20 protein-coding genes are annotated in these 24,260 nt (G+C 55.6%); 5 read left to right on the forward strand and 15 right to left on the reverse strand.

Features of this window, described 5'->3' with window-relative positions; translation table 11 throughout:
• Positions 1-58: 58 nt before the first annotated feature.
• The 5 genes from ACHZB8_RS02590 (at position 59) to ACHZB8_RS02610 (ending at position 4,940) form a co-directional block, all read left to right on the forward strand.
• Positions 59-1,129, forward strand: a complete 1,071-nt coding sequence (locus ACHZB8_RS02590; RefSeq protein WP_316858498.1) for an ABC transporter ATP-binding protein — start codon at positions 59-61, stop codon at positions 1,127-1,129.
• Entirely contained in the window at positions 1,126-1,983 is an 858-nt protein-coding gene (locus tag ACHZB8_RS02595) for an ABC transporter permease subunit (RefSeq protein ID WP_316858500.1), read from the forward strand. Before ACHZB8_RS02590 ends, ACHZB8_RS02595 begins: the two co-directional genes overlap by 4 nt.
• On the forward strand, positions 1,980-2,813 hold the full coding sequence (locus ACHZB8_RS02600; RefSeq protein WP_316858501.1) for an ABC transporter permease subunit: 834 nt from the start codon (positions 1,980-1,982) through the stop codon (positions 2,811-2,813). Before ACHZB8_RS02595 ends, ACHZB8_RS02600 begins: the two co-directional genes overlap by 4 nt.
• Positions 2,814-2,933: 120 nt before the next feature.
• Positions 2,934-4,040, forward strand: a complete 1,107-nt coding sequence (locus ACHZB8_RS02605) for an extracellular solute-binding protein (protein WP_316858502.1) — start codon at positions 2,934-2,936, stop codon at positions 4,038-4,040.
• Positions 4,041-4,196: 156 nt separating this feature from the next.
• Positions 4,197-4,940, forward strand: a complete 744-nt coding sequence (locus ACHZB8_RS02610; protein WP_316858503.1) for a glycerophosphodiester phosphodiesterase family protein — start codon at positions 4,197-4,199, stop codon at positions 4,938-4,940.
• A gap of 26 nt (positions 4,941-4,966) precedes the next feature.
• On the opposite strand, the gene cydC is transcribed toward ACHZB8_RS02610, so the two are convergent.
• From cydC to ACHZB8_RS02685, 15 genes are all read right to left on the reverse strand, one after another.
• Positions 4,967-6,628: a thiol reductant ABC exporter subunit CydC gene (gene cydC, locus ACHZB8_RS02615; RefSeq protein ID WP_316858505.1), complete on the reverse strand. Its 1,662-nt coding sequence runs from the start codon at positions 6,626-6,628 to the stop codon at positions 4,967-4,969.
• Positions 6,621-8,408 carry a thiol reductant ABC exporter subunit CydD gene (gene cydD, locus ACHZB8_RS02620; RefSeq protein ID WP_316858506.1) on the reverse strand — a complete coding sequence of 596 codons (1,788 nt, stop codon included), beginning with the start codon at positions 8,406-8,408 and terminating at the stop codon, positions 6,621-6,623. Before cydD ends, cydC begins: the two co-directional genes overlap by 8 nt.
• 93 nt (positions 8,409-8,501) lie before the next feature.
• A complete protein-coding gene (cydX, locus tag ACHZB8_RS02625) occupies positions 8,502-8,609 on the reverse strand; it encodes a cytochrome bd-I oxidase subunit CydX (RefSeq protein ID WP_316858507.1) in 108 nt (35 codons plus the stop codon).
• A gap of 20 nt (positions 8,610-8,629) precedes the next feature.
• Positions 8,630-9,787 carry a cytochrome d ubiquinol oxidase subunit II gene (gene cydB, locus ACHZB8_RS02630; RefSeq protein ID WP_316858508.1) on the reverse strand — a complete coding sequence of 386 codons (1,158 nt, stop codon included), beginning with the start codon at positions 9,785-9,787 and terminating at the stop codon, positions 8,630-8,632.
• A gap of 24 nt (positions 9,788-9,811) precedes the next feature.
• Complete coding sequence (locus ACHZB8_RS02635) at positions 9,812-11,398, reverse strand: cytochrome ubiquinol oxidase subunit I (RefSeq protein WP_316858509.1); 1,587 nt, start codon at positions 11,396-11,398, stop codon at positions 9,812-9,814.
• Positions 11,399-11,512: 114 nt separating this feature from the next.
• Positions 11,513-11,875: a hypothetical protein gene (locus ACHZB8_RS02640; protein WP_316858510.1), complete on the reverse strand. Its 363-nt coding sequence runs from the start codon at positions 11,873-11,875 to the stop codon at positions 11,513-11,515.
• A 315-nt stretch (positions 11,876-12,190) separates the two neighbouring features.
• Entirely contained in the window at positions 12,191-14,419 is a 2,229-nt protein-coding gene (locus tag ACHZB8_RS02645) for a ferredoxin (protein WP_316858512.1), read from the reverse strand.
• Positions 14,420-14,425: 6 nt separating this feature from the next.
• Complete coding sequence (locus ACHZB8_RS02650) at positions 14,426-15,418, reverse strand: thiamine pyrophosphate-dependent enzyme (protein WP_316858513.1); 993 nt, start codon at positions 15,416-15,418, stop codon at positions 14,426-14,428.
• Between the two features lies 1 nt (position 15,419).
• Positions 15,420-17,426, reverse strand: a complete 2,007-nt coding sequence (locus ACHZB8_RS02655) for a 2-oxoacid:acceptor oxidoreductase subunit alpha (RefSeq protein WP_316858515.1) — start codon at positions 17,424-17,426, stop codon at positions 15,420-15,422.
• Between the two features lie 62 nt (positions 17,427-17,488).
• Positions 17,489-18,997, reverse strand: coding sequence for an NADPH-dependent glutamate synthase (gene gltA / locus ACHZB8_RS02660; protein WP_316858517.1), 1,509 nt, complete (start codon positions 18,995-18,997; stop codon positions 17,489-17,491).
• A gap of 2 nt (positions 18,998-18,999) precedes the next feature.
• Positions 19,000-19,980 carry a sulfide/dihydroorotate dehydrogenase-like FAD/NAD-binding protein gene (locus ACHZB8_RS02665; RefSeq protein WP_316858518.1) on the reverse strand — a complete coding sequence of 327 codons (981 nt, stop codon included), beginning with the start codon at positions 19,978-19,980 and terminating at the stop codon, positions 19,000-19,002.
• 371 nt (positions 19,981-20,351) lie between these two features.
• Positions 20,352-21,506: a sodium ion-translocating decarboxylase subunit beta gene (locus ACHZB8_RS02670; RefSeq protein WP_394706075.1), complete on the reverse strand. Its 1,155-nt coding sequence runs from the start codon at positions 21,504-21,506 to the stop codon at positions 20,352-20,354.
• Between the two features lie 16 nt (positions 21,507-21,522).
• Positions 21,523-21,921: an acetyl-CoA carboxylase biotin carboxyl carrier protein subunit gene (locus ACHZB8_RS02675; RefSeq protein WP_316858520.1), complete on the reverse strand. Its 399-nt coding sequence runs from the start codon at positions 21,919-21,921 to the stop codon at positions 21,523-21,525.
• Positions 21,918-22,322: an OadG family protein gene (locus ACHZB8_RS02680; RefSeq protein ID WP_316858521.1), complete on the reverse strand. Its 405-nt coding sequence runs from the start codon at positions 22,320-22,322 to the stop codon at positions 21,918-21,920. The genes ACHZB8_RS02675 and ACHZB8_RS02680 overlap by 4 nt, the downstream gene beginning before the upstream one ends.
• A gap of 16 nt (positions 22,323-22,338) precedes the next feature.
• On the reverse strand, positions 22,339-23,892 hold the full coding sequence (locus tag ACHZB8_RS02685; protein ID WP_316858523.1) for an acyl-CoA carboxylase subunit beta: 1,554 nt from the start codon (positions 23,890-23,892) through the stop codon (positions 22,339-22,341).
• Positions 23,893-24,260: the final 368 nt, after the last annotated feature.

Raw genomic sequence — 24,260 nt, forward strand, 5'->3', positions numbered from 1 at the left:
AAACAGCCATCAGCACAAGAATGGCTTTGGGAAGAAACAGCCACCACGGGGCGCGGATATGAAAGCCATTGAATTACACGGTTTGGAAAAACGCTTTGACGACTTTGTTGCCGTTCAAGCGCTCGATCTGACGGTCGAAAAGGGAGAGTTCTTGACGCTTCTGGGGCCTTCAGGCTGTGGCAAGACAACTCTGCTCAAACTGATTTCCGGTTTCTTTGAACCGACAAAGGGCACCATTTCGCTCAATGGTCAGGACATCACCAAGGCACCGCCTGAAAGCCGCGACACCGCAATGTGCTTTCAGTCCTACGCGCTGTTTCCCCACCTTGATGTGCGCGAGAATCTCGAGTTCGGGCTCAAGGAAAATCGGGTTTCCCGCGAAGAACGCAAAAACCGGCTTGATGACATCGTGCATCATCTCGATCTGGGCAGCCAGCTTGAAAAGCTTCCCAATGAGTTGTCTGGTGGCCAGCAACAGAGGGTGGCACTCGGACGTGCTCTTGTGATGCGCCCAAGCGTCATCCTGTTTGACGAGCCGCTTTCCAACCTTGATGCCAAACTGCGAGATAGCGTCCGCCTGGAAATCCGCCGGATTCAACAGGACTATGGCCTTACCGCGATTTACGTCACCCATGACCAGTCTGAAGCCTTGGCCCTGTCGGATCGGGTTCTGGTGATGAACAAGGGTTCGATGGAACAACTGGCGACGCCAGAGGATCTTTATAGCAGACCGGCGACGAGCTTTGTGGCCGACTTCATCGGCAACGCCAACATCATGGATGCCGAAGTCATCGAGCAGAAAGACGACACGCACTGGTTCCTGGAAACGCCGATTGGCAAGCTGCTCGTAGCATCTGACAAGGCCCCTGTTGCAAGCGAGATCAGGACCTGCTGGCGTCCGGAAAGAATAGAGCTGTTTTCCCCGGCCGAACTTGCCGAACCAAAGGACAATCTCATCAAGGCAACGGTGCGCGACCGGTCCTTTCAGGGTGGCTTTACCGATCTCTTCTTTGAGGCAGAAGGCATGAGCTTCCGCCTTCAGGTTCAGGACGCGAGCATTCATCCCGGTGACGAAATCACCTTCCGTATCGCTCCGGAGGGGATCATTTTGCTGGAGGCGAAAGCATGAAAGCGAAAGACTGGATCAAGACCATCCTGCTTCTGACGCCGGGCATAGGGTTGATCGTACTCCTCATCGGCACCGTGGTCTACATCGCCATCGCCCAGTCCTTCGGGCTTTACAATCTTGGCGGTGAGGATCAGTTGACCATCGCCTACTGGACCAAGATGCTGGGGCGCAAGCTCTATATGCGGTCGGTCAATTACTCCCTTTATATCGGCTTCTGGAGCGCCTTGCTTTCTGTCGCGCTCGCCTACCCGATTGCCATATGGCTGCGGAAACCCTTCTCCGGTTCAATCGCCATTGGTGCCATTCTCAAGGCCCCTCTGCTGGTGCATGGTCTTGTGGCGGCCTTCCTGTTTGTCAATGTCATTGCCTATCACGGCATCGTCAACCAGTTCATGCAATGGATCGGCTTCTGGGATGCTCCCAGGACCATGCAGAATGACAAGGGTGCCATTGGGATTCTGGTTTTGCAGGTCTGGAAGAACATGCCTTTCGCGCTGCTCATCCTGACCGGTTCGGTACAGAGCATTTCCGATGATGTGCTGGATGCGGCCCGCGATCTCGGGGCGCACAGCTTCTCCCGCTTCCGCAAGGTGATTGCGCCCCTGACCATTTCCGCCATGCAGGCCGCCCTCGTGATCATCTTCATCGGCGCGGTGGCGGACTTTTCCTTCCAGACCATTGCCGGCCCCACAAACCGGCAATCGCTGGCGCAGTTGATGGTGTTTTTCAAAGGCAATGGGCGTTGGCATGATGCCGCGGTCGTCGGCTCCACGCTGATGATATGCGCCCTGTTCGGCTCGGCCCTGCTGGCTATTGTGGTTCGTTTCATCGTCAAGGGAGGCCGCTTCAAATGACCCGGCAAATGATCAACCGCCTGCTGATGACCTTCCTTCTGGCCGTCTGCTTCGTCTGGCTTGTCATCCCGTTCGCTATGGCCATTCTGTGGTCGCTGGTCGACCCGTCTGTACCCTGGACAGCTGACAATCTTCTGCCTCCCGTGATGTCTTTTGCCCGTTGGAGCTATATGTGGGAAAATTCGGCACTGAAAGAGGCTCTGTTCAATTCCTACCGGTTGGCACCGAGCGCGGCGATCCTTTCGCTCCTTCTGGCCTGGCCCACCTCCTATGCACTGGGCCGGATCGCCTTTCCGGGCCGGGAAGTGGTCAAGATGATCGCACTTCTGCCGCTGGTTGTACCAAGCTTCGTGACCTCCATTTTCTTCACCTCCCTGTTGATCCAGCTTGGACTTTCCGCCTGGCGGTTCGGCGCGATCCTGTTTGCTCATGCGATCCTGTTTCTGCCCTTTGCCATCCGCATCCTGACCGTCTGCTTCGAGAATGTCCGTCAGGATCACATCGATGCGGCACGCGATCTTGGGGCGTCGCACTGGTCGCGCTGGAAGGTTGCCTATCTGCCCGCACTAAGACCCGGCATCATGGCCTCCCTGCTGATCGTTTTCATCTATTCCATCGAGGAATTCGCGGTTGCCTTCATTGTCGGCTCGCCCAGTTTTGTTACGGTTCCGACGCTGCTCTATTCGGCTCTCGGCCAGGATTTCATCCGTCCCAATGCGGCGGTTCTTTCCCTAATTCTCGTTGTTCCCAATGTCCTGCTCATGCTGCTGCTGGAAAAACTGCTCAAGTCGGCAAACCCGAGCATGAATTCAGGCAAGGGCATGGCGTGAAGATGCGCGCTCCCACCCGTCAGTTCCGGCATTCGGGGATCCGGGAAATGCGCAAACCAAGAAATTTAGCCTTTCCGGCAATGTCGGGGTGGCCCAATGGATCAACCTAAGGAGAAACACATGTTCAAGAAATTTGCACTGGCGGCAACAGCTCTGAGCGCTCTGACCTTCACAGCACAGGCCGCTGACTTCTCTGGCAAAAGCTGGGAAGACATTGTCGCCGAAGCGAAAAAGGAAGGCGAAGTAAACTGGTATGTCTGGTATTTCCAGGACAATTTCCGCGAATTCGTCAAGCCGTTTGAAGAAAAATACGGTATCAAGGTCAACATCCCGACGGGCACGCATGACAGCAATCTGGACAAGATGCTGGCAGACAAGGCCCGTGAAACCGGCGACATCGACGTTCTTGCCTTCGGCTTTGACCGTGTGCCTGACATGGACGCCACCAAACTCTTCTACCCTATGCGTGATCTTCTGCCCGCAGACGATGGCCGCACCTGGGAACTGGTAGGCATTGATGGTATGGGTGTTGTTGCCGCATGGTGGGGCAACCAGACCGGTATCGCTTATGATCCGGCCAAGGTCGACGTTTCCGCCCTGCCTCAGACCCCAGAAGATTTTGCAAAATTCTGGCAGGAAAATCCTGGCAAATTCGGTTTTAATTATGAAAAAGGTGGCTCGGGTCCATCCTTCTATCAGAATATGCTGCGGGTTCTGACCGATGTTGATTTCTACGATGGTGAAGTCACTGACGCAAAGGTCGAAGGCCTGCAACCCGGTTTTGATTTCTTCAACAAATATGCCGAAGACTACATCATCACCGCTTCCAACGTTGATTCCATCACGCGCGTTTCCGATGGCGAATTGTCGATGACCGCTGCATGGGAAGACCATCTTGCTGGTTTGCAAAAACGGGGTGAAGTCCGTAAGGAAATCAAATTCTATATTCCCGAGATGGGGATGAATGGTGGCGGCAATGCCATTGGCATCCCTGTGAATGCACCCCATCCGGCTGCCGGTCTGGTTCTGTCCGATTGGCTCGCGTCGGCTGATGTCCAGTCCATGTTCAACAAGGATTTCGGCACCGCCCCAATGCACAGCAAAGCAGATGACAGCTACGCTCTGGTTCCGAACGAACAGCGTAAATATCGCACCCCTTGGGGCGCCAACCCATTCCGCAAGAAAGTGGAAGAAACCTTCATCGAGAATGTTGTTCTCGAACGCTAGGACGCGCTGACAGGCAAGGGGGCGGGCGTCCGCCTTCTTGCGATCAGGTCCGGCAAACACGTCCGGAAAACAGGCTCAGCAAACAGGCTCAGCAAACAGGCTAAGTGATCTGGCAAGCGTGCCAGACAATTCTCTACCTCAATTGGAGACAAGAAAATGACGGTTCAAGATCCGCATGTCAATGCACCCCTTATTGCCCACCGGGGAGCCTCGGCTCTCTGCCCTGAAAACACCTTGCAGGCCGTTCGCAAAGCGGCAGAACTGGGTGCCAAATGGATCGAGACCGATGTTCAACTGACAAAAGACGGGGGGCTGGTGATCATCCATGACGACACCGTCAACCGCACCACCAACGGATCGGGCTTTGTGGCCCTGCACACACTGGAAGATCTTCAGAAGCTGGACGCCAGCGCCGCATTCAAGGGCCCCAGAGAGGATGGCCCCTATTTCCTTCCGTCTCTTGATGAGTTCATCGCCGAGATCGAGCGTCTCGATCTGAATTTGCAGCTGGAAATCAAGGAATTGCCGGGTAATGAGGAAAAGCTCACCGACGCCGTATGTTCCCGCATGCAAAAGCTCTGGTCTGGCAACCCGAACCGGCTGATGCTCTCGGGCTTTTCCGAACGGGTCATCAAGCGTGCCAAGAAGAACTGGCCCGAGATTCGCCGCGCTTTTGCGCGGGTCATCGTACCGGACGATCCCGATGGGATGGCCGAGGAAGTGGGCGCGCATATAATCCACATTCAGGAAGCCTTTGGCGATGAGGAAGGCCTTGAGCGCATCCGCAATTCCCACGTGGAATTTGGTGCTGCGACCATCAATGACCCTGCACGTGCGCGCTATCTTCTCTCAAATGGCATTCAGCATATTCTGAGTGATCATCCCGACTTGCTGGGCTGACAGAAGATCCCTCAGGCTCGGTGCCTTCAAGCGGCAGACACGTTGACAATCTGGTCCATTTCTTTCAGGCCCGTCCTGTTGTGCGTGATCAGAAGAATGCTTCTGCCGCTTTCCTCGGTCATGATCCGATCCAGTATGGCCTGCTCCATTTGCGGGTCGAGCCCCTCTCCCGGTTCGTCCAGAATGAGGACAGGGGCCGGGGAGAGCAGTGCACGGGCAATGGACAGGCGTCTGAGCTGTCCGCCCGAAAGAGTCCCCCCTGCCTCCCCAACGAAGCTTTCAAGGCCTTTGGGTTGGGATGCAACGAAGTCGGTCAGTTGTACCTGATCAATCACCCGCATGAGATCGTCTTCCGACGCATCCGGATTGGCCACCAGAAGATTGCCCTTAAGCGTCGAGTTGAACAAATGCGGCTTCTGGGGAGCGACTGCAAAGAAGGCTCTCAGTTGATCGCCGGAAAAAGAGCTGATCGACCGACCGTCAATCAGGATCTCACCCCCGGCAAGCGGCCAGAAGCCAACCAAAGCATTGATAAGGCTGGATTTGCCAGAGCCCGACGGCCCGACGATGGCGACGCGGCTTGCCGGTGCGATGGACATCGAAAGCTTGTCAAAGGCCAAGGGAGAGCCAGCACCATAGCTGAGGCTGGCAGCGCGCAGCTCGATGCTCGGGCAGACGGGAGCATGCGGCATCGCTTCTCCAGTATCCGTACTCTGCGCAGCGATCGGGCTCTGATCGGCAAGTGCGAACAGACGTCCTGCCGCAACCCGGGTTTCGACCAGGGCCCGGACCGCGACGGGCAGCGGCACGATGACTTCAAAGCTTGCCATGGTGAAGAGCATCAACATCGGCAGGATCGGTCCCTCAAAGACGCCTTGCGTGATGAGGGGAGCCACCGCCAGAAAGGCTGCGAACATGCCAAGGCTTGTCGCAAGGATCAGTGCACTTTGTGAGGCGGATTGCAATTTGGCCAGCCGCATCTGGCTCTTGCAAAGGGCATCGGACTGCTCCTTGATGGCGCAGCGATAATCCTCAGCTCGACCATAAACCAGCATTTCGCGCAAGGCCTGCTGGCCTTCGACCAGATGACCGCGCATGCTGGCCGCTTCGATGACCTGCTGCTCGGCGGCCTCATGTCCGAAGTGATGGATCATTGCAGGCACTGCAATGCCGCTGATGAGGTAAAGCACGATCAACGTCACGGCCAGCCAGAGCGAGAAATAGCCGGTGAAGACGACAAAAATCGGCACCGCGATCAATGCAACCAGAGCCGGAACGAGAACCCGGAGATAGAAATTCTCAAGCGTCGTGATGTCCGCGCCGATGCGAGAAAAAATATCGCCGCTCCTGAATTCTTGCAGCCCGGCGGGTGCGAGCGGTTCCATCTTGTCATAGAACCAGCGTCGGAGACTGGCGACCAGACGCAAGGTCGCCTCATGGGTGACCAGCCGTTCCGCATAGCGACCGACCGTGCGTGTGATCGCCATGGCGCGTATGACCGCTGCGGGCGTGAAATAGTTCATGGTCACCCCTGCCAGACCCGCAAGTGCCATGGCAGCGATGAACCAGCCTGAAATGGCCATCAGGGTCACATTGGCGAGAGCCGTGATCAGGGACAGGAGGACGCCCAGAAAGATCCAACCGGTCCATGGGCGCATGAGGCGAAGCAGTTTTCTGATCTCAGTCATCGGCTTCCTCCTCAATGGCGGCCTCAAATCCGACCTTAACAAGCCCGGCATACGCACCCTTTGCCGCCATCAGCTCGCCATGGCTGCCCATTTCCTTCAATCGTCCCCGCTCAAGCACCAGAATCGTGTTGGCATTTTCAATTGTGTGCAGGCGGTGGGCAATGGTGATTGTCGTCGCTCGCCGCTCCAATGTTTCGAGGGCTTTCTGAAGCTTGGCCTCATTTTCACGGTCCAGATGGGCCGATGGTTCATCGAGCAATACCAGTGGTGCGTCGCGCAGAAGAGCCCGTGCAATGGCAATCCGCTGGATTTGTCCGCCCGAGAGCCCGCCCCCCTTTTCCAAAAGGCTATGATCATAGCCGCCGGGCAGGGCTGAAATGAAGTCATGGGCCTGGGCTGCGCGGGCCGCAGCTTCAACCTGCTCGAAATCCGCGTCCGGAGCCCCGTAGCGAATGGCGTCGAGGACAGAGCCGGAAAAAAGCGTCGGCTTTTGCGGCACATAAGCGAGTTGGCCGCGCCAGGCATCAACCGGCAGGGTCGAAAGGTCGAGCCCGTTGATCAGAATTTGGCCACTGGTCGGTTTGATGAGGCCGAGCAGAAGATCAATGATCGTGCTCTTGCCCGCACCGGACGGCCCGACAAGTGCAAGGCTCTCATTGGCCTTGATGGAAAAGGTAATATCCTCGAGCGCTCTGGTCCCATCGGGATAGACAAGGCCGACATTGACAAAATCGATTGCGATGCCCTCCGTGCCCATGGGCATGGCATGGGGCATCTCTTTTGCGCCGTCCGCCTTCTGGTTTTCCCCTTCCGGGTCGTCTTCCAGGATGGCAACCATCTTTTCGGCCGCACCAATCGCTTCCATCCGCGCATGATAATGGGTTCCCATACTGCGCAGGGGCAAGTAGAAGTCAGGTGCCAGCAACAGCACATAGAATCCGTCAAAAAAGGTCATGTCGCCATAAAGCAGGCGGAAACCGATAAAGACTGCGATGATGGCGATGGAAATGGTGGCGAAAAATTCCAGCACGAGCGAAGACAGGAAAGCCACGCGCAACACACTCATCGTGGTGCGGCGATAGCTCTCGGCCATGCGCGAGACTGTCTCGGCCTCCCGGCGAGAGGCGTTGAACAGCTTGAGGGTTGTGAGGCCCTGGATCATGTCAAGGAAATGGGCCGAAAGCCGCGCCAGCTTGCGCCATTGCTTCTGGTTGAGCTTCTCGGTTCCCTTGCCGATGAGGATCATGAAGACGGGAATGAGCGGGGCGGTGACCAGCATCACCACCGCAGACAGCCAATCGCGCGTAAGGGTGACCGCAAGAATGGCGAAGGGCAACAACACCGTCATCACCATGGCTGGCATATAGCGGGCGAAATAGCCCTCCATCGCCTCAATGCCTTCGGTCAGCATGGTCACCTGATCGCCAACGGCGGTCTCGCTGCCGCGCTCCAGAATGGGGCCTTTGGAAATCAGCCGCGCCAACAGCTCCTGCCGCAATTGATGCTTGAGATCGATTGCGGCACCAAGGGCAAGGCGCTCGGACAGGTAGGAAAGGCCTGCTCTTGCGAAAAACAGAAAGGGCAAAAGGGCGAGGAACGGAACAAGGTCCTCAAGCCCGACAGATCGCGTCAGAACCGCATTCACCATATAGGCCAGAAGGCCCATCTGGGCGATCAGGATCAGCCCTGCGCCAAAAGATAGCGCAATGGAAAGATTGATAGGTTTTTTTGCTTTGCTTGATTGGGATTTCAGAAAGCTTTTGATGTCTTTGCTGGACATGAAGGTCCTTGGTCAACGCGCCGAAAATGGCCTGAATACAGCATGACCGGGAAAACCCGGTCATGCATTCTTATCGTAGTTCTACGGTGCTTATCAAGACTCCGTTTCACCATAACTGTCCTGGGCTTCATACCACATGACATTGATGATGGCGATGGCAAGAGCAGCCGTTACACCGAGGATCCAGGCGAAATACCACATGAGAGATCTCCTTTATCAGATCAGTAAGCCGAATGGCTGCGAGCTTCGATTTCATCAACGGTAACGCGGCCCCACATGCGGGCGTAGCACCAGATGGTGTAAAGCAGAACGATTGGCACAAAGATGATGGCAGTCCAGAACATGACCGTCAGGGTCAGGTGGCTGGACGTTGCATCCCAAACCGTCAAGGACGAATTGAAGTCCGTTGTTGATGGCATGATGAACGGGAACATCGAAAGACCTGCGGTCGAAATGATCCCGGTCATGCCAAGAGCACTGAAGAGGAACGCAAATCCGCCCTTGCCGATCTTGCTCATGAAAGCCATCAGCAATGGGCAGACAATGCCGAGAACGGGAGCCAGCAGGGCAATCGGGTAATCACTGTAGATATTGAACAGCGCACCCGCTTCGCGAGCAACTTCCTTGGCCAGCGGGTTCGGCAAGGCATCAAGTGCAGGCTGGCTGACAATGACGAAATATTCGAAATTGCCTGCCCAGATCCACAGACCTGCCAGAGTGAACAGCACGGCTGTTGCCACCCCGGCATAGAAGCCGACCTGACGAGCCCGAGCGGCAACGACTTCATCGGCACGCATCTGAAGCCAGGTGCTGCCATGACCGGCAAGCATCGCAACCGAGACGAGACCGGCAAGAATTGCGAACGGATTCAGAAGCGGCAGCAATGCCCACAGGAATTTGGCGTCATAGGTGACCCGCAGGAACTCGTCCAGATGGAAAGGCACGCCTTGCAGCAGGTTGCCAAAGGCAACGCCGAAGATCAGGGCAGGGATGAAGCCACCGGCAAACAGACCCCAGTCCCAAGCATTGCGCCAGGTTTGATTTTCGATCTTGGAACGATAGTCAAACCCCACAGGACGGAAGAACAGCGCGAAAAGGACGAGCAGCATGGCCAGATAGAAGCCGGAGAAAGCTGCCGCATAAACCGCTGGCCAGGCTGCGAAGATCGCACCACCTGCGGTGATGAACCAAACCTGGTTACCGTCCCAGTGTGGACCAACCGTGTTGATAATGATGCGGCGTTCGGAGTCATTCTTGCCAAGGAATGGCAGCAAGGTGCCCACGCCCATATCCATGCCATCGGTGATGGCAAAGCCTATCAGCAGAACGCCCACAAGCGCCCACCAGGCCAGTTTGAGGATTTCAAAGTCGATAATCATCGTTTCATTCCTATCTGTGGGTCGTTATTCAGCCGGAGCCAGCGAGGACTTAGCTGATTGTTCATGATGATAGCGACCGGTATGCAGAGAGCTTGGTCCCAGACGCGCAAATTTGAACATCAGATAGATCTCGATGACCAACAGGAAGGTGTAGAAGGTAAGGAAGCCAGCAAGCGAGAAAATCAGATCGGCAATTGTCAGGCTTGAAGCGGCCAGGAAGGTCGGCAAAACTTCACCGATCGCCCAGGGCTGGCGGCCATATTCGGCCACGAACCAACCCAGTTCGCATGCGAGCCATGGCACGGGGATCGAGATGACGAGCAGCGTAAGCAGCCAGCGTTTGTTCTCGATGACGCCCTTGGCGTTATAGTAGAAGGACAGGCCGAAATAACCCAGCATCAGGAAGCCGAAGCCGACCATGATGCGGAAGCTCCAGAACAGATATGGCACCGAAGGGATGGAATCCGCAGCAGCGGCCTTGATCATTTCCTCGGTGGCTTCGGTTGGATTGTCCGTATAGCGTTTCAGCATCAGGCCATATCCGAGGTCAGCCTTGTGTTCTTCAAAAGCTGCAACAGTTGCCTCGGACTTATCGCCAGCGCGCAGCTTGGTGAGATAGTCATAGGCGATCATGCCGGAGCGAATGCGCGTCTCATGCCTTGCTTCCAGTTCGGTGAGACCAATGACTTCTTCACTGACCGAACGCGTTGCGATGAGGCCCATGACCCAAGGGATTTTGACTGCGAAATCCACTTTTTTCTCTTTGTCATTCGGCCAGCCAACCAGATTGAACCCTGCCGGAGCTTCCTCGGTGTGATATTCCGCTTCGATGGCAGCCAGTTTGACTTTCTGAACGTCGCCAAGCTCGTAGCCGGATTCGTCACCCAGAACGATAACGGCGAGAGAAGACGCAAGGCCGAAACCGGCAGCAACCGCAAAGGAGCGTTTTGCAAAGGCCAGATCGCGGCCCTTCAGGATATACCAGGCAGAAATGCCGATGACGAACATGGAAGCTGTGACATAGCCAGCTGCGACCGTGTGAACGAATTTCACCTGCGCAACAGGGTTCAGAACCACTTCTGCAAAGTTGGTCATCTCCATGCGCATGGTTTCGGCGGAAAACTCAGACCCGGCCGGATTCTGCATCCAGCCGTTGGCCACCAGAATCCACAAGGCAGACAGGTTCGAGCCGAGAGCTGTGAAGAAGGTCACCGCCAGATGCTGGCGTTTGGTCAGCTTGTCCCAACCCAGGAAGAACAGACCCACAAAGGTCGATTCAAGGAAGAAGGCCATCAGGCCTTCAATGGCCAGCGGCGCCCCGAATACGTCCCCCACATAGTGCGAGTAATAGGACCAGTTGGTACCGAACTGGAATTCCATGGTCAAACCGGTCGTAACCCCCAGAGCAAAGTTGATACCGAACAACTTGCCCCAGAATTTGGTCATATCCTTGTAGATTTCCTTGCCGGTCATCACATAGACCGATTCCATGATCACGAGGATCCATGTGATGCCGAGGGTAAGCGGCACAAACAGGAAGTGGTATAGCGCGGTTGCGGCAAATTGCCAGCGCGAGAGATTGACGAACAGATCGTCATAAATAGGTTCCATGACAGCTCTCTTTGATGCTGTATCAACCCGTAAGCAGGTGAGAAATTGGTCCCGATGCAGTCAGGGTCCTGCATAGTGGTCGATTGGTCGGTGGTTAAGTGAGATTTTCTGGTTTTAAAGGACAGAAGGAGGGGCTCTGCTGGCCCCAACACGGGGCGAGATGCCCTGTTTGAGTTCGGCCGAGGCAATTGTCCAGGGACTGGTGTTGTCCCGATGTTTAGGCTGAGACTGGACCCCTGTGCTCGGGTTCTCGCCAATTTGATCATCACTCATTGCGCCCAACGCGCACAGAGCACAGATATCGCTGTCTGCAACAGGCTGGTCGCCATTGCCCTGACCGGTCTGGATCAGCCCTTGGGCTGAGCAGATCATGCCGTAGAACGCACTGGTCTGGGACGCGCCGGCCGAGGCAGCTGCCTGAGCCGACAGATGGGCGCTGAAACCAATAATCTGCAACCACATGATTCCCAGGGCCATCAAGGAGAATGATGTCCTCTTACGAAATCGGCAAAGCAGAGTTGTCTTCGGTTTCATGCCAGAAAATTTAGCGTTCGTTGGTGTGGATTAAAAGACGACTTAACGCCTAGTACATTGTAAAAATGCATTAAAAATTCATATTTTAAATCGCATCAAGTTACCATGAGACAAGTCGCCACACTATACCAAATGGATAAAAAAAATCAGAAGCCGATTTGTGTAAAATGCGACTTCTGATCAATATGGATCTTGGAAAAGAGACCTAAGGGTTTTGCATTAAAAACAAACCCTTAGGAGGAAATGAGAACATCTTCTCTATTGGAATGGCTTCGCCCTTTCGATCAGATCCTCAAGATCCGGCTCGTTCGGATTGCGAGGCTCTCCGGGGTGAATGATGCTCACCTGACAGCTCTCGGCCGCTTCCACAAGTTGCCTGAAAGTCCCTGCGTCCGGGTCGGCAATGAAGGCCTGCATATTCTCGTTATAGCCAAACAGCTTGTCATTGATCTGCTGGCATTCGTTGCAGGTCGTGCAGCGAGAGGTTTCGATCCAGGGCGTACCGTCTTCAAGCTCACCGCTATCAGCATCCTCCCCTTCTGGCGCTGCGGCAGGCTCGCTGGGAGCACTGGCGGCAGCTTGTGGCTGGTCTTCCGGCAGGCTCGGCGTCTCGGTTTCGCTGGTGAGAAGGACCTGAACGGCATCCCGCTTTTTCTTGTCCTCTGCGAGCAACGCCAGAGCATGGGAATTGTTGATACCAGCCAGCTCTTGCAAATGATGCCATGCATCCATGCAATGACGAGCTGCGATGACGATCTTGTCCTCGACAACCACACGCGAAAGCTGATCCTGCGGATCAAGTCCGAGAGCATAGGCTTTCTTGATCGCTTCGCTCGATGCAGAAACCTGAAGCCATTCTGCGAAGGGCACCATATCGCCGCTCCACTGACTTTTGTTGGTTTTCTGACAGAAGCGCTGATATCGGGTATCGCAAATCGCGAAATCCCCGAATGTGAATTGCACATTTTCGGCCTGTCTCTCACCGGTCTGGTCTTCGAAACGAACCTCATAGTTCGGCCAGTCGGACGTCACTTGCGGATTGTTTGACAGATCGAACCGGCTTTTCAGGTCACTGCCCGCTGAAGGATCGTAGGAGAAACTCGGGAAGGCCCGGGCTTCTGTTGCTGCCGCCGCCAGAATATAGGCGGGGACACCCGGCACACTCTTTGTCGCACCCGAATAGATGGAGAACATCGAGGGTCCTCCATATTGCATGGCACGAACAAGGGTATCTTGCATCCGTACCAGATGCGCACTCGTACATTGCAGTGCAAAGGCATTGTTGAGCCCCATAGCCATTGATGCAAGACGTCCGGTTCCGGCTCCGAAAGAATTTCTGGGTGGTTCCGGCGAGGTCGGGCCGAGCACATCATCGACCTGAATCATCACCTTGATCGGCAGGCCGCAGGCCAAGGCCTCATAGGCGCGTGCGATCTCGGCGGAATCCGTTACCCCGTCGCGCAGCAGGATCAAGGCCGGAGGCAACAGGGCCACCTGTCTTTCCGTCAGATCGCTTTCATCAAAATTCTCGAAGATCGGATCATGCAGGGCAGGAACATATTTGTTCTCGACCTCCATTTCCGCGATTGCCAGCGCCTTGGTAAACTCGATGACCGCAGGCAGGCGATCCCGATAGGCGTCAAGCGCTTCAGTGGAGCTGCGGAACACATAGCTGTAGCAAACCGCCTTTTCCGGATCATAAAAGGTCGCACGCCCCGGTCCGAAGAAGGCCTGGGTTTGCAGCACATGCAGCACATGTCTGATCCGCTGAACCCGATCCAGGGGAAGCCGGTCTTCCGGCCGAACGCGGTGCAGAATATCGCTAAGAGCCGAGAAATCGATGGAATTGTCACCATCATGTCCCATGGACTGTAACAGAGCCGCAGGGCTGTGTGCTTCGTCGGACTTGATATGGTCCGATTTCAGAATGTCGTTGAGCTTGAGAACGAGCCGGTCAACTCGGTTGCGGAATTGCCGCCCGCGAGACTTGTGCAAAGCCTGCCAGACATGGCCGATGACCTTGGCTGGCGTGACTTCATCGCAGCCGATGACCTTGCCGTCGACCTTGACCTTGCGTCTTGCCTTGTCAAGGTTGCTGTCAAGCGGACCAAAGGCCGCCTGACCGCTTTCGGCCACCAATTCTGCTTCGCTGACCCGCCAGAGTTCTGACAGGGGCAACTCGGCGCCATCGGCCACCTTGTCCCGCATCCTTTGTTCCAGCCGCAGGACCTGTAGACGCAATTGCTCGCCATCGGGCCCTTTTGGTGCGATCTGTCTCAGCGCCTCGTCGATGATCTGGCTGAGCGGCTGCATATAGGTTTCAACCGTTTCACCCTCGATCAGGACGAGAGGAAAATCATACCGAAGCTTGTTCAGTTCCCTGTAGCGGCCAAAAAGAGCTGGTCTGAGTGGAGAAATCTGATCAGGCGCAGACGTGGAGTTTTCGTTGTGGGCCTGGGTTTGTTGTGAAGCTTGAGCCACATGCATGATCACTCACTCCCCATTTCCGGCAGCATCATGGCCTTCGGGCCAGATGCCGACCTTGTCAAATTCTTCATTAAGAACGGTTTCGACAAGCTGTGGCGTGCTGGGGCGTTTGCCTCTGCGCAACTCGTCATAGCAGGGAACTTCCGGATTGGAATAGAGGATCCCGACCGGGATTTCCTCATCCAGCATCGCCAATGCATGCGCCCGATTGAGATCGAGCGGATCGTGGGTTTCCTGATTTTTATAGACCCGCGACAATTCCGGTTTCAGCCGCAAACCGTTCGAATGGGTCAGCATGCGCATGCGCAGCGGATCCTGCACCGCCATATCGAAATGGTGGTTCATGAAGTTGGGGCAGCGCTGCAAAATACGCACAAAGGAAAAACCTTTGTGATGATAAGCCTTGGACAGAATGTCATAGAGCAGATCCGGAACCCAGTCGACCGCCTGCGCCACAAAGGACACATTGGAAATACCAAGCGTTACGCTGAGCGGATTGATCGGGTTGAGCGTTGCTCCGTAAGGCGTGGTGTTGCTCTTCAGCCCCTTGGGAGAAGTCGGGGAGGCCTGCTTCTTGGTGAGGCCATAGACATTGTTGTCATGCAGCAGCATGGTCATGTCCATGTTGTAGCGCACCGCATGCAGCCAGTGGGCTGCCCCGATGGAGCAGCAATCCCCGTCACCGGTCGTTACGAAGACCTTGAGGTCTGGCCGGCGGATCTTGATGCCTTCGGCAATCGGCAAGGCGCGACCGTGAATGCCATGGAAGCCATAGGCATTCATATAGTGGGGCAGGCGCGAGGCGCAGCCGATACCGGAGACACAAACGGTCTTTTCCGGTGGCAACTGTTCATCGCGACACAGGCGCTGCATGGCGGTAAGGATGGCATTGTCGCCACACCCCGTGCACCAGCGCGGTGTAATATCACTCTGATAATCTGCAATCTGATAGTCCGTCTGGACCATTTGCATTAGGCATTGGCTCATGGAAGCAGTCATATCAGTGCCCTCCCGCCTGTTGCTGGTTTTTCTCGTTCAGTTTGTTCAAGGCTGCCTCGATAATGGCTCCCGGCTTGAGCGGTTGCCCGCGTGCATTGCCCCAGCAATCCACATCGACCAGCCAGCGCGAACGCAACATCATGGCAAGATGGGAATAGCGCCGGTTGGACGGATTGATCAGCGGATCGGCTTTCGGATCATTCCAGTTATTTTCAATGGTCATGACCTTGTCGAAATGCTTCATCACCTCGTCAATGCCCGAGGCCATTGGTTGCAAGAACTTAAGATGCAGCGAAGAGACCTTGCGCCCTTGTGCCCTCAAGCTTTTCACCGCTTCCTCGATAGCGCCGCGCGTGCTGCCCCAGCCGATCAGCAGAAGCTCGCCTTCATCGCCGCCATAGACCGGAGCAAGACGCAGCGTCGTCTGGAAGGCCGCCAGCTTGCGCGAGCGATTGAGCAAGCCTTCTTCGTTGATTTCCGGGTCATAGGCAACATGGCTGTCCCGATCGTGTGCAAGGCCGGTCAGGCAATGCATGCCGTTGGGCTGGCCGGGGATGAAGCGGGTTGCGATGCCCGTCCGCTCGTCCCAGTCGTAAGGGTGCGCATCTTCGGGTACTGCGCTCTGGTTAACGGGCGGAGCCAGCCAGTCGGCATTGAATTGAGGCCGTTCAAATGGCTGTTGAGCGGTTGAAAGGGCCGCGTCGGACAGGATCACCACCACCATATTGAAGGTTTCTGCGATCTTGCGAGCCGTGATCACGGAATAGAAGCAATCCTCGATGGAATCGACTGCCATCACGATCTTCGGAGCATCGCCATGGCTGCCATAGATCGCAGACATCATGTCGCCCTGTTCCACCTTGGTGGGAAGACCGGTGCTGGGTCCACCCCTTTGCACGTTGATGACGACGAGAGGAATTTCCGCCATCACGGCCAGTCCGAGCGCTTCCTGTTTCAGCGACAGGCCGGGACCGGAGGTGATCGTAACCGAGCATTTGCCCGCGTAGGAGGCTCCGATAGCAAAGGTTGCCGCCGAGATTTCGTCTTCGGCCTGATGCACCACGCAGCCTACTTTTTCAAAGATGCTGGAGAGATAGTGCGAGGCCGATGTCGCTGGCGTGATGGGATACATCGCACAGACTTCCATGCCCGAAGCGACAACCCCGAGCGCCAGCGCCGCGTTGCCATTCATCACCACCTGCGGTTTTGACATTGGCGCGGCCGGGATCCGGTAACGGATTGCCAGGTTGCTTTGCGCCCAGGCGCGGCCCGCATCCAGAAGCTCAAGGTTGGCATCGATGATCTTGCGATCCTTCTTGGCGAAGGTCAGCTCGACCTGGGCTCTGGAAAGACCTTCGTCAAGACTGTAGATCGAGCAGAGGATGCCAAGCACGAACATGTTCTTGCCCTTGCGGGCATCGGGAACATATTTGTGGCACTCCTCTTCCATCGGGATTTCAAAAAGCTGGAAACCTGCCGCCCGGACCTCGGCTGTCACCTTGGCGTAATTTTCAGCAATCGCAGGGTCCTTGTTGGTCTTCCACATATCCTCGATGAGGATGATCGCTCCGGGCTTGATTTCATTGGCGCGAAGACGGCTGAGCAGAACCTGCTCGTTGAAGGCAATCACCAGATCGGCCCTGTCGCCGACATTGGTCACCTTGTGGGCGGCCATGCGAACGCGGTTGCCACTGGCCCCGGCAACGGAACGATGAGGGGGCTGGATTTCAGCCGGGATGATCTCGACTGTCCAGATGCCCTGTCCCGAGCGTGCCGCGATCGCGGCAAGGGCCTGGCCACATCTCTGTGCGCCTTCCCCCGAGTCACTGACGATTTCGACGATATGTTCGTCGATGACCTCCGCAGGTCCCCCGAACGAGGGCGACGGCGGAATAGGTCCTTGGTCATTTTCATTTGGATTGTTGTTGAAAGTCTGCATGCCATCCTCTGTCATGGCTCTGGCTCCGGCAGCTAGCAGCGTCTGGCTTGACCATCTTCCGGTCTTCAAACGCTTTGTCCTAAAGAATTGAGGCAAAACCCGCAGCTTTGAAACAAAACCGCGGGCACCGCCTAGATTTGTCTGATCCGTGTGAAGCAGTGTTCGGCAAGGTCAATGCCAAACAGGCTGTTTTCAAATCCCGGTTTTTCCGGTTCATAAACGACATCGCTGTCGCGGATACCGAGATATTTGCGAATGCTGTCCGCCGCTTTGCGTCCAGCCCCCATGGCCTTGATGACGGTTGCCGCACCGGTGACGATATCGCCGCCCGCATAGACTCCGGCCAGAGACGTGGCCAGATTCTCATTGGTATCGATATAGCCCCATTTGTTCAGGCCTATGGAGGAGGTCTGTCCAAGGATCGGATTGGGCGATGTACCGATGGCATAGACAACGGTGTCCGCTTCGAAATCGAACTCGCTGCCCTCGATCGGCTGTGGCCGCCGGCGACCGGACGAATCTGCTTCACCCAGTTCCATGCGGATGCAGCGGATGCCGCGCACATTGGATTTCTCGTCTCCAAGAATTTCAACCGGATTGGTCAGCCAGTGGAAATTGATGCCTTCTTCCTGCGCATGGTGAAGCTCTTCCTTACGCGCCGGACATTCCACTTCGCTGCGGCGATAGATGCAGTTTACTTCTTCTGCACCAAGGCGCAGCGAGACCCGCATCGCATCCATGGCCGTGTTACCCGACCCGATGACCGCAATCCGTTTGCCAAGACCCAACGGTGTGTCGAAATTGGGGAAATTGTCCGCATGCATCAGGTTGCAGCGGGTCAGCAATTCATTGGCCGACAGCACGCCGTTGAGATTTTCTCCCGGAATATCCATGAAGTGTGGCGTACCGGCCCCAACTCCCAGAAAGACCGCATCATAGCCCATCTCGTCGAGCATCTGTTCGATAGTGAACAGGCGTCCCACAAGCGTATTGCACTGGATATCGACTCCAAGCGCCTTGAGGTTGGAAATCTCCGCGTCGACCACATCGTTTGGAAGTCGGAATTCCGGAATGCCATAGCGCAGCACACCGCCCGGAACATGAAAAGCCTCATAAATCGTGACCTTGCAGCCCGCCTTTGCCAAATCGGCAGCGCACGCCATGCCCGCAGGTCCCGACCCGACAATTGCCACGCGAAAGCGGTTTGGCTCGATATGCGTTTCCTTGGTCCAGCCTTCCCTGATCGCCATATCGCCAAGAAACCGTTCAAGACGGCCGATGGCAACCGGTTCAAGTCCGGTTCCCGATCCAACCGCGCAGACGCCCTCGCACTGATCTTCCTGCGGACAGACACGGCCACAGACAGCAGGCAACAGCGTCGAGTTGGTCAAATGGTCATAGGCACCCCTGTAATCCTTGTCCAACATCTTGGCGATGAAGCCGGGGACATCAATATTGACCGGGCATCCCTCGATGCAGGCTGGTTGCGGGCACATCAGGCACCGCTCGCATTCAAGCATGGCATTTTCGAGATCAAACCCGAGTGCGACCTCGTCGAAATTTCGGGCGCGTTCTTCCGGCTCCTGAACGGGCATGAAAGCCCGTTCCTGCGGAATGGAACGGATCGTTTTACGAACCATCGCTAAATGTCTCCCTTATTTGACGATGGGTCAGAGGCGGCTGCATCGGGTGCAAGTGCCAGTCGGCGACAACTCGCATCCCAGCTATCCATTGCCTCTGATTCCTCGGACCGATAGCGCTGCAATCGGGTGAACAGATCATCAAAATCAACCTTGTGGCCATCAAAGTCCGGACCGTCGACGCAGGCGAACTTGATCTCCTCGCCGACCTTGACCCGGCAGCCACCACACATACCCGTGCCATCAACCATGATCGGGTTGAGGCTGACCATGGTCTTGACCCCGTGTGGTCTGGTGGTTTCAGCACAGGCGCGCATCATGATCGGGGGACCGATGGCGACCACTTCGCTGACATCAGGGTGTCTTTCGAGTGCCGTTTCGATGCCTTGCGTTACCAGGCCTTTCATGCCGGCTGAGCCGTCATCGGTGCAAATGATGAATTCATCGCAAATGGCCTGAAACTTGTCTTCCCAGAACATCAGGTTGCTGGACCTGAAGCCGAGCACGCCGATGACATAGGCACCGGCTTCCTTGAAAGCGCGTGCCTGCGGATAGATCGGCGCGATCCCGAGCCCACCGCCCACACAGACAACTTTTTTGGCGTGGCCGATTTCGCTGGGAATGCCCAAGGGGCCGAGCATTGCGTGAATCCTGCGCCCCGCCTGGCAAAGGATCTGCATTTCCCGCGTCGATTTTCCCACCGCCTGCACAACAAGCGTTATGGTGCCACGTGTCCGGTCAAAATCGGCAATGGTGAGCGGAATGCGCTCGCCATGCTCATGCAGCATCACAATGACAAACTGACCCGGACGGGCTGCGTTGGCCATTTGCGGATGTTCGATTTCAATCAGGAAAGTGGTTTCGGAAAAATCGGTTCGGGCGACGATAGGGTATGAAGGTGAGGCTTGACCAGCGGCTTGTGTCTGTTCGGTTTGTTCAGACACACCTCCTTCGTGACCGCTGGGTGCTTCGCGATCAGGCATATTTTCCTCCCATAGAGCAATGCCGACGTGTCTAAGCTCGCTGGTATTGCTAAAATAATCGCTGAAACAGGACATTCGCCCACCTGACCCGGGATCGGGCGGGCAAGGCGAACGCGATAGTTGCGAATTTCGCCAAATATATTGCATTCACAACAAAATTTGGCGCCTGAACAACAGGGCCGACGCTACGCCCATGGGAGTCACAAACATTGACACGGATCAATCATTTTTTCTTTCCCAAACTCTCTTGGTCTAATGGATTAGTCGCTGTGTTCCAAATTAACCAAAAGGTCCATTTTGCGGGAGAAAAAAGAAAAGCGCGGCCTTTTTGCAAGACCGCGCTTCCTGTTTTTAAAATCGGTGTCCCGAATTTACGAGAACCAGGCGATGAAGAAGCCCGCGCAAACTGCCGTGCCGATCACGCCGGCCACATTGGGCCCCATGGCGTGCATGAGCAGGAAGTTGGATGGGTCGGCCTTCTGTCCTTCAACCTGACTGACGCGTGCGGCCATTGGCACCGCAGACACACCAGCCGAACCGATCAGCGGATTGATCTTGTTCTTCTCGCCAGAGAAGACATTCATCAATTTCGCCATCAGCACACCGGTGCCCGTTGCGATCCCGAATGCGATGACACCGAGAGCCAGAATTTTCATCGTGTCAAAATTGAGGAACCGTTCGGCGGTCATGGTAATACCGACGGACGTTCCCAGGAAGATTGTCACGACGTTGATCAACTCGTTCTGGGCAGCCTTTGTCAGGCGTTCGGTTTCCAGGCTTTCTCGCAGGAAGTTGCCGAGCATCAGCATGCCAACCAGAGCCGAAGCTGCTGGTACGAGCAGGATAACCATGATGGTCACCATGCAGGCAAAGATGAGTTTTTCAAGACGGCTGACCTTGCGTAGCGTGCTCATCCGGATCTTGCGTTCTTTTTCCGTGGTCAAAGCCCGCATGATGGGTGGCTGAATCATCGGAACCAGGGCCATGTAGCTGTAGGCAGCTACCGCGATGGGCGCCAGCAGATGAGGTGCAAGCTTGTTGGCCAGGAAGATCGAGGTTGGCCCGTCAGCTCCGCCGATGATACCGATCGCGCCAGCTTCCATTGGCGAGAAGCCAATTGCGGTTGCCCCCAGGAAGGTGGCAAAGACACCGAACTGGGCCGCAGCCCCGAGAAGCAGGGTGCGTGGGTTTGCGATCAGGGGGCCGAAGTCGGTAAGAGCACCCACGCCAAGAAAGATCAATGGCGGGAAGATCTCAAGCTCTACCCCTTTTGAGATATAGTAATACAAACCGCCCCCATGTTCGCCAACCGGAGCATTGATCAGACCTTCGGTCGGAAGGTTGGCCAATAGCGCCCCGAATGCGATCGGGATGAGCAGAAGCGGTTCAAATTTCTTATAGACCGCCAAATAGAACAGCACTGCGATGATCACCCACATGACCATCATCTGCCAAGTGACATCGCCAAAGGCAGTCAGATGCCAGATCTGTTCTATCTTGGAGGCCTGTGTTGCTGTGCCTTCCATGAGAAGGGTCTCCCTCCTAGGAAAGGGTTACAAGGACTTGTCCCTCGGTCACGGTTGCGCCGGGGTTGACATTGACAGCGGTGACAGTGCCGTCGCTAGGAGCGCTGATATTCGTGTTCATTTTCATTGCTTCCAGAACAACGAGCGTGTCGCCGGTGGAGACTTTTTGTCCAACCGAGACATCAACACTCACGACAGTACCTGCCAGAGGGCTGGGAACAGCGCCGTCACCTGCCGGAGCGGCTGGTGCAGGAGCAGCGACCGGAGCAGCTGCTACCGGGGCTGGAGCTACAGGAGCTGGTGCGGCTGGAGCAGGGGCTGCTGCCGCTGGAGCCGGAGCGGCGGTATCCACATCTTCATCTTCCACCGTAACATCATAGCTGATGCCTTGAACGGTGATACGCAAGCGTTTCATTGCTTTTGTCCTCTCAGAATTTTATTGGGCTCACGTCCCAGTGTTGGGGTGGAAGGACCCCAGGAAGCACGCAGACGGTGGGCAGTGAATGCCTCGATCCGGCCTTCCAGTGGCCATTCGCTGACTTTATGTGGGGGCGCAGCGACGCGTGTCACCTTGTACCCCGGTCCAAGGGTGTAGGCCACGGCAGCCGAAATGACTGCCAAATGATGCGGAGGCACACCGGCCCGTGAGGCAACCGCCGCGCTCGGCGGTACCTTCGGTGCCTGGCTGGTTGGCGTGGAGACTCTGGCTGCGCGGACAAAGAAGAATCCCACAATACCGCAAGCCGCCCACAAAACTGCCAGGGCAATCATGACCACCGCAAAGCCCGTTCCGATCAATTCCAGATTTTCGAGCATCGAAATGTTCCTTTGATCACAGCGGAATGTTGCCGTGCTTTTTAGGTGGCCGTGTTTCGCGTTTGGACATCAGGCCGCGGAGCGTAAGAGCGATTGCGCTCTTGGTTTCACGGGGCTGAATGATGTCGTGAATAGCCAGACGTCCGGCTGAAAGATAAGGCGTTGCAAATTCGTGCCGATATTCGTCGGCCAGCTCTTTTGCTTTGGCTGCCTTGTCTTCTGCCTCGGCCAGTTCTTTACGATAAAGGATGTTGACGGCACCTTCGGCACCCATCACTGCAATTTCAGCAGTCGGCCACGCCATGACGCGGTCCGCTCCCATATCTTCTGAACACATGGCGAGATATGCACCACCATAAGCCTTGCGCATGATCACGGTGACTTTTGGAACCGTGGCAGAGGCATAGGCAAACAGCATTTTTGCACCATGACGGATGATACCGCGACGTTCTTCGTTCAGTCCGGGCAGGAAGCCGGGAACATCCACCAGGGTTACCAGCGGGATGTTGTAGACGTTACAGAAACGAACGAAACGGGCAGCCTTGTCACTGGCGTCGATATCCAGCGTACCGGCTTTGACTTTCGGCTGGTTGGAAACAAAGCCAACCACCATGCCGCCGATGCGACCGAAACCGATCACGATGTTTGCAGCAAACTGCTCCATCACTTCCATGAAGTCGCCATCGTCAGCCAGGAGCTTGATGACCTCACGGCAATCAAACGGCGTTTTGGGATCAGATGGAACAAGTTCATCAAGGCGTGGATCATCGACAACTTTGAGATCCGGCTCGATATGATGCGGAGGATCCTGCATGTTGTTCGATGGCAGGAATGACAACAGCCGATGCACGATCTGCACTGCATGAGCGTCATTTTCTGCAATGAAGTGAATGTTACCCGAGACCGATGCGTGGGCTTGCGCCGAGCCGATCTCTTCCATGGTACATTGCTGGCCGGTAACCGCACGAATAACTTCCGGACCGCAAATGAACATGTTGGCATGCTCACGGGTCATGATCAGGAAGTCGGTGAGAGCCGGACTATAGGCTGCGCCACCTGCGCAAGGTCCTGCGATCACCGAAATCTGCGGTACCACACCGGACAATTGCACGTTTCTGTAGAAGACCTGGCCGTAACCCGACAGGGCTCCGACGCCTTCCTGAATACGTGCCCCGCCGGAATCGTTGAATCCGACTACTGGAATACCTGCTTTGACAGCGTGATCGAGGGACGCGCAAATTTTCTTTGCGTGAGTTTCACCAAGGGAACCACCAACCACGCCGAAGTCCTGAGAAAAAGCTGCTACCGGACGGCCGTCGACAAAGCCTGTGCCACAAATGACGCCGTCTGTCGGGATGGACTTGTTTTCCATGCCGAAATACCGGGTCTTGTGTTGCGCATGCAAGCCGAATTCCTGAAATGTTCCTTTGGAATAAAGAGCATCCAGCCGATCACGAGCCGTCATCCGGCCCTTGGCATGTCTGTCTTCAGCTTTTTTTGCGCCGCCGCCATCCAGTGCGATTTTGCGCCGTTTCTCCAACTCATCAGCAAGAGCTTTGGAAATCGCCATATTATTACCGCTATGCTAGGCCGCACTCGTTTTGAGTGCAGCGTTTCATGTTGAGGTGAAACGGGATCTCAGTCCCGTCGGAATCTATGCATCGGTTGCCCGACACCAAAATCCTCAATGACGGAAGTATTACTCATATGGAATGATAAGATAAAGGGTTGGGATGCTCAAATTGTTTGGACAAAAGGCTAGGAGAAGTAGAAAACTTTTACAAAGTAATACGAATAGATCACTATACTAAAGTCTAACTGTGTATTATTGCGGGGCTTGAGGGGATGTTATGCAAAAACGATGGGGCAGAAAATGTGACCTGCCGGTTTCCAGATTAGGGGGCGGGCTCTTGTTGCTTTTGTCATGCCAAATTCTCT

This window comes from uncultured Cohaesibacter sp., assembly GCF_963556055.3.
GTDB lineage: Bacteria > Pseudomonadota > Alphaproteobacteria > Rhizobiales > Cohaesibacteraceae > Cohaesibacter.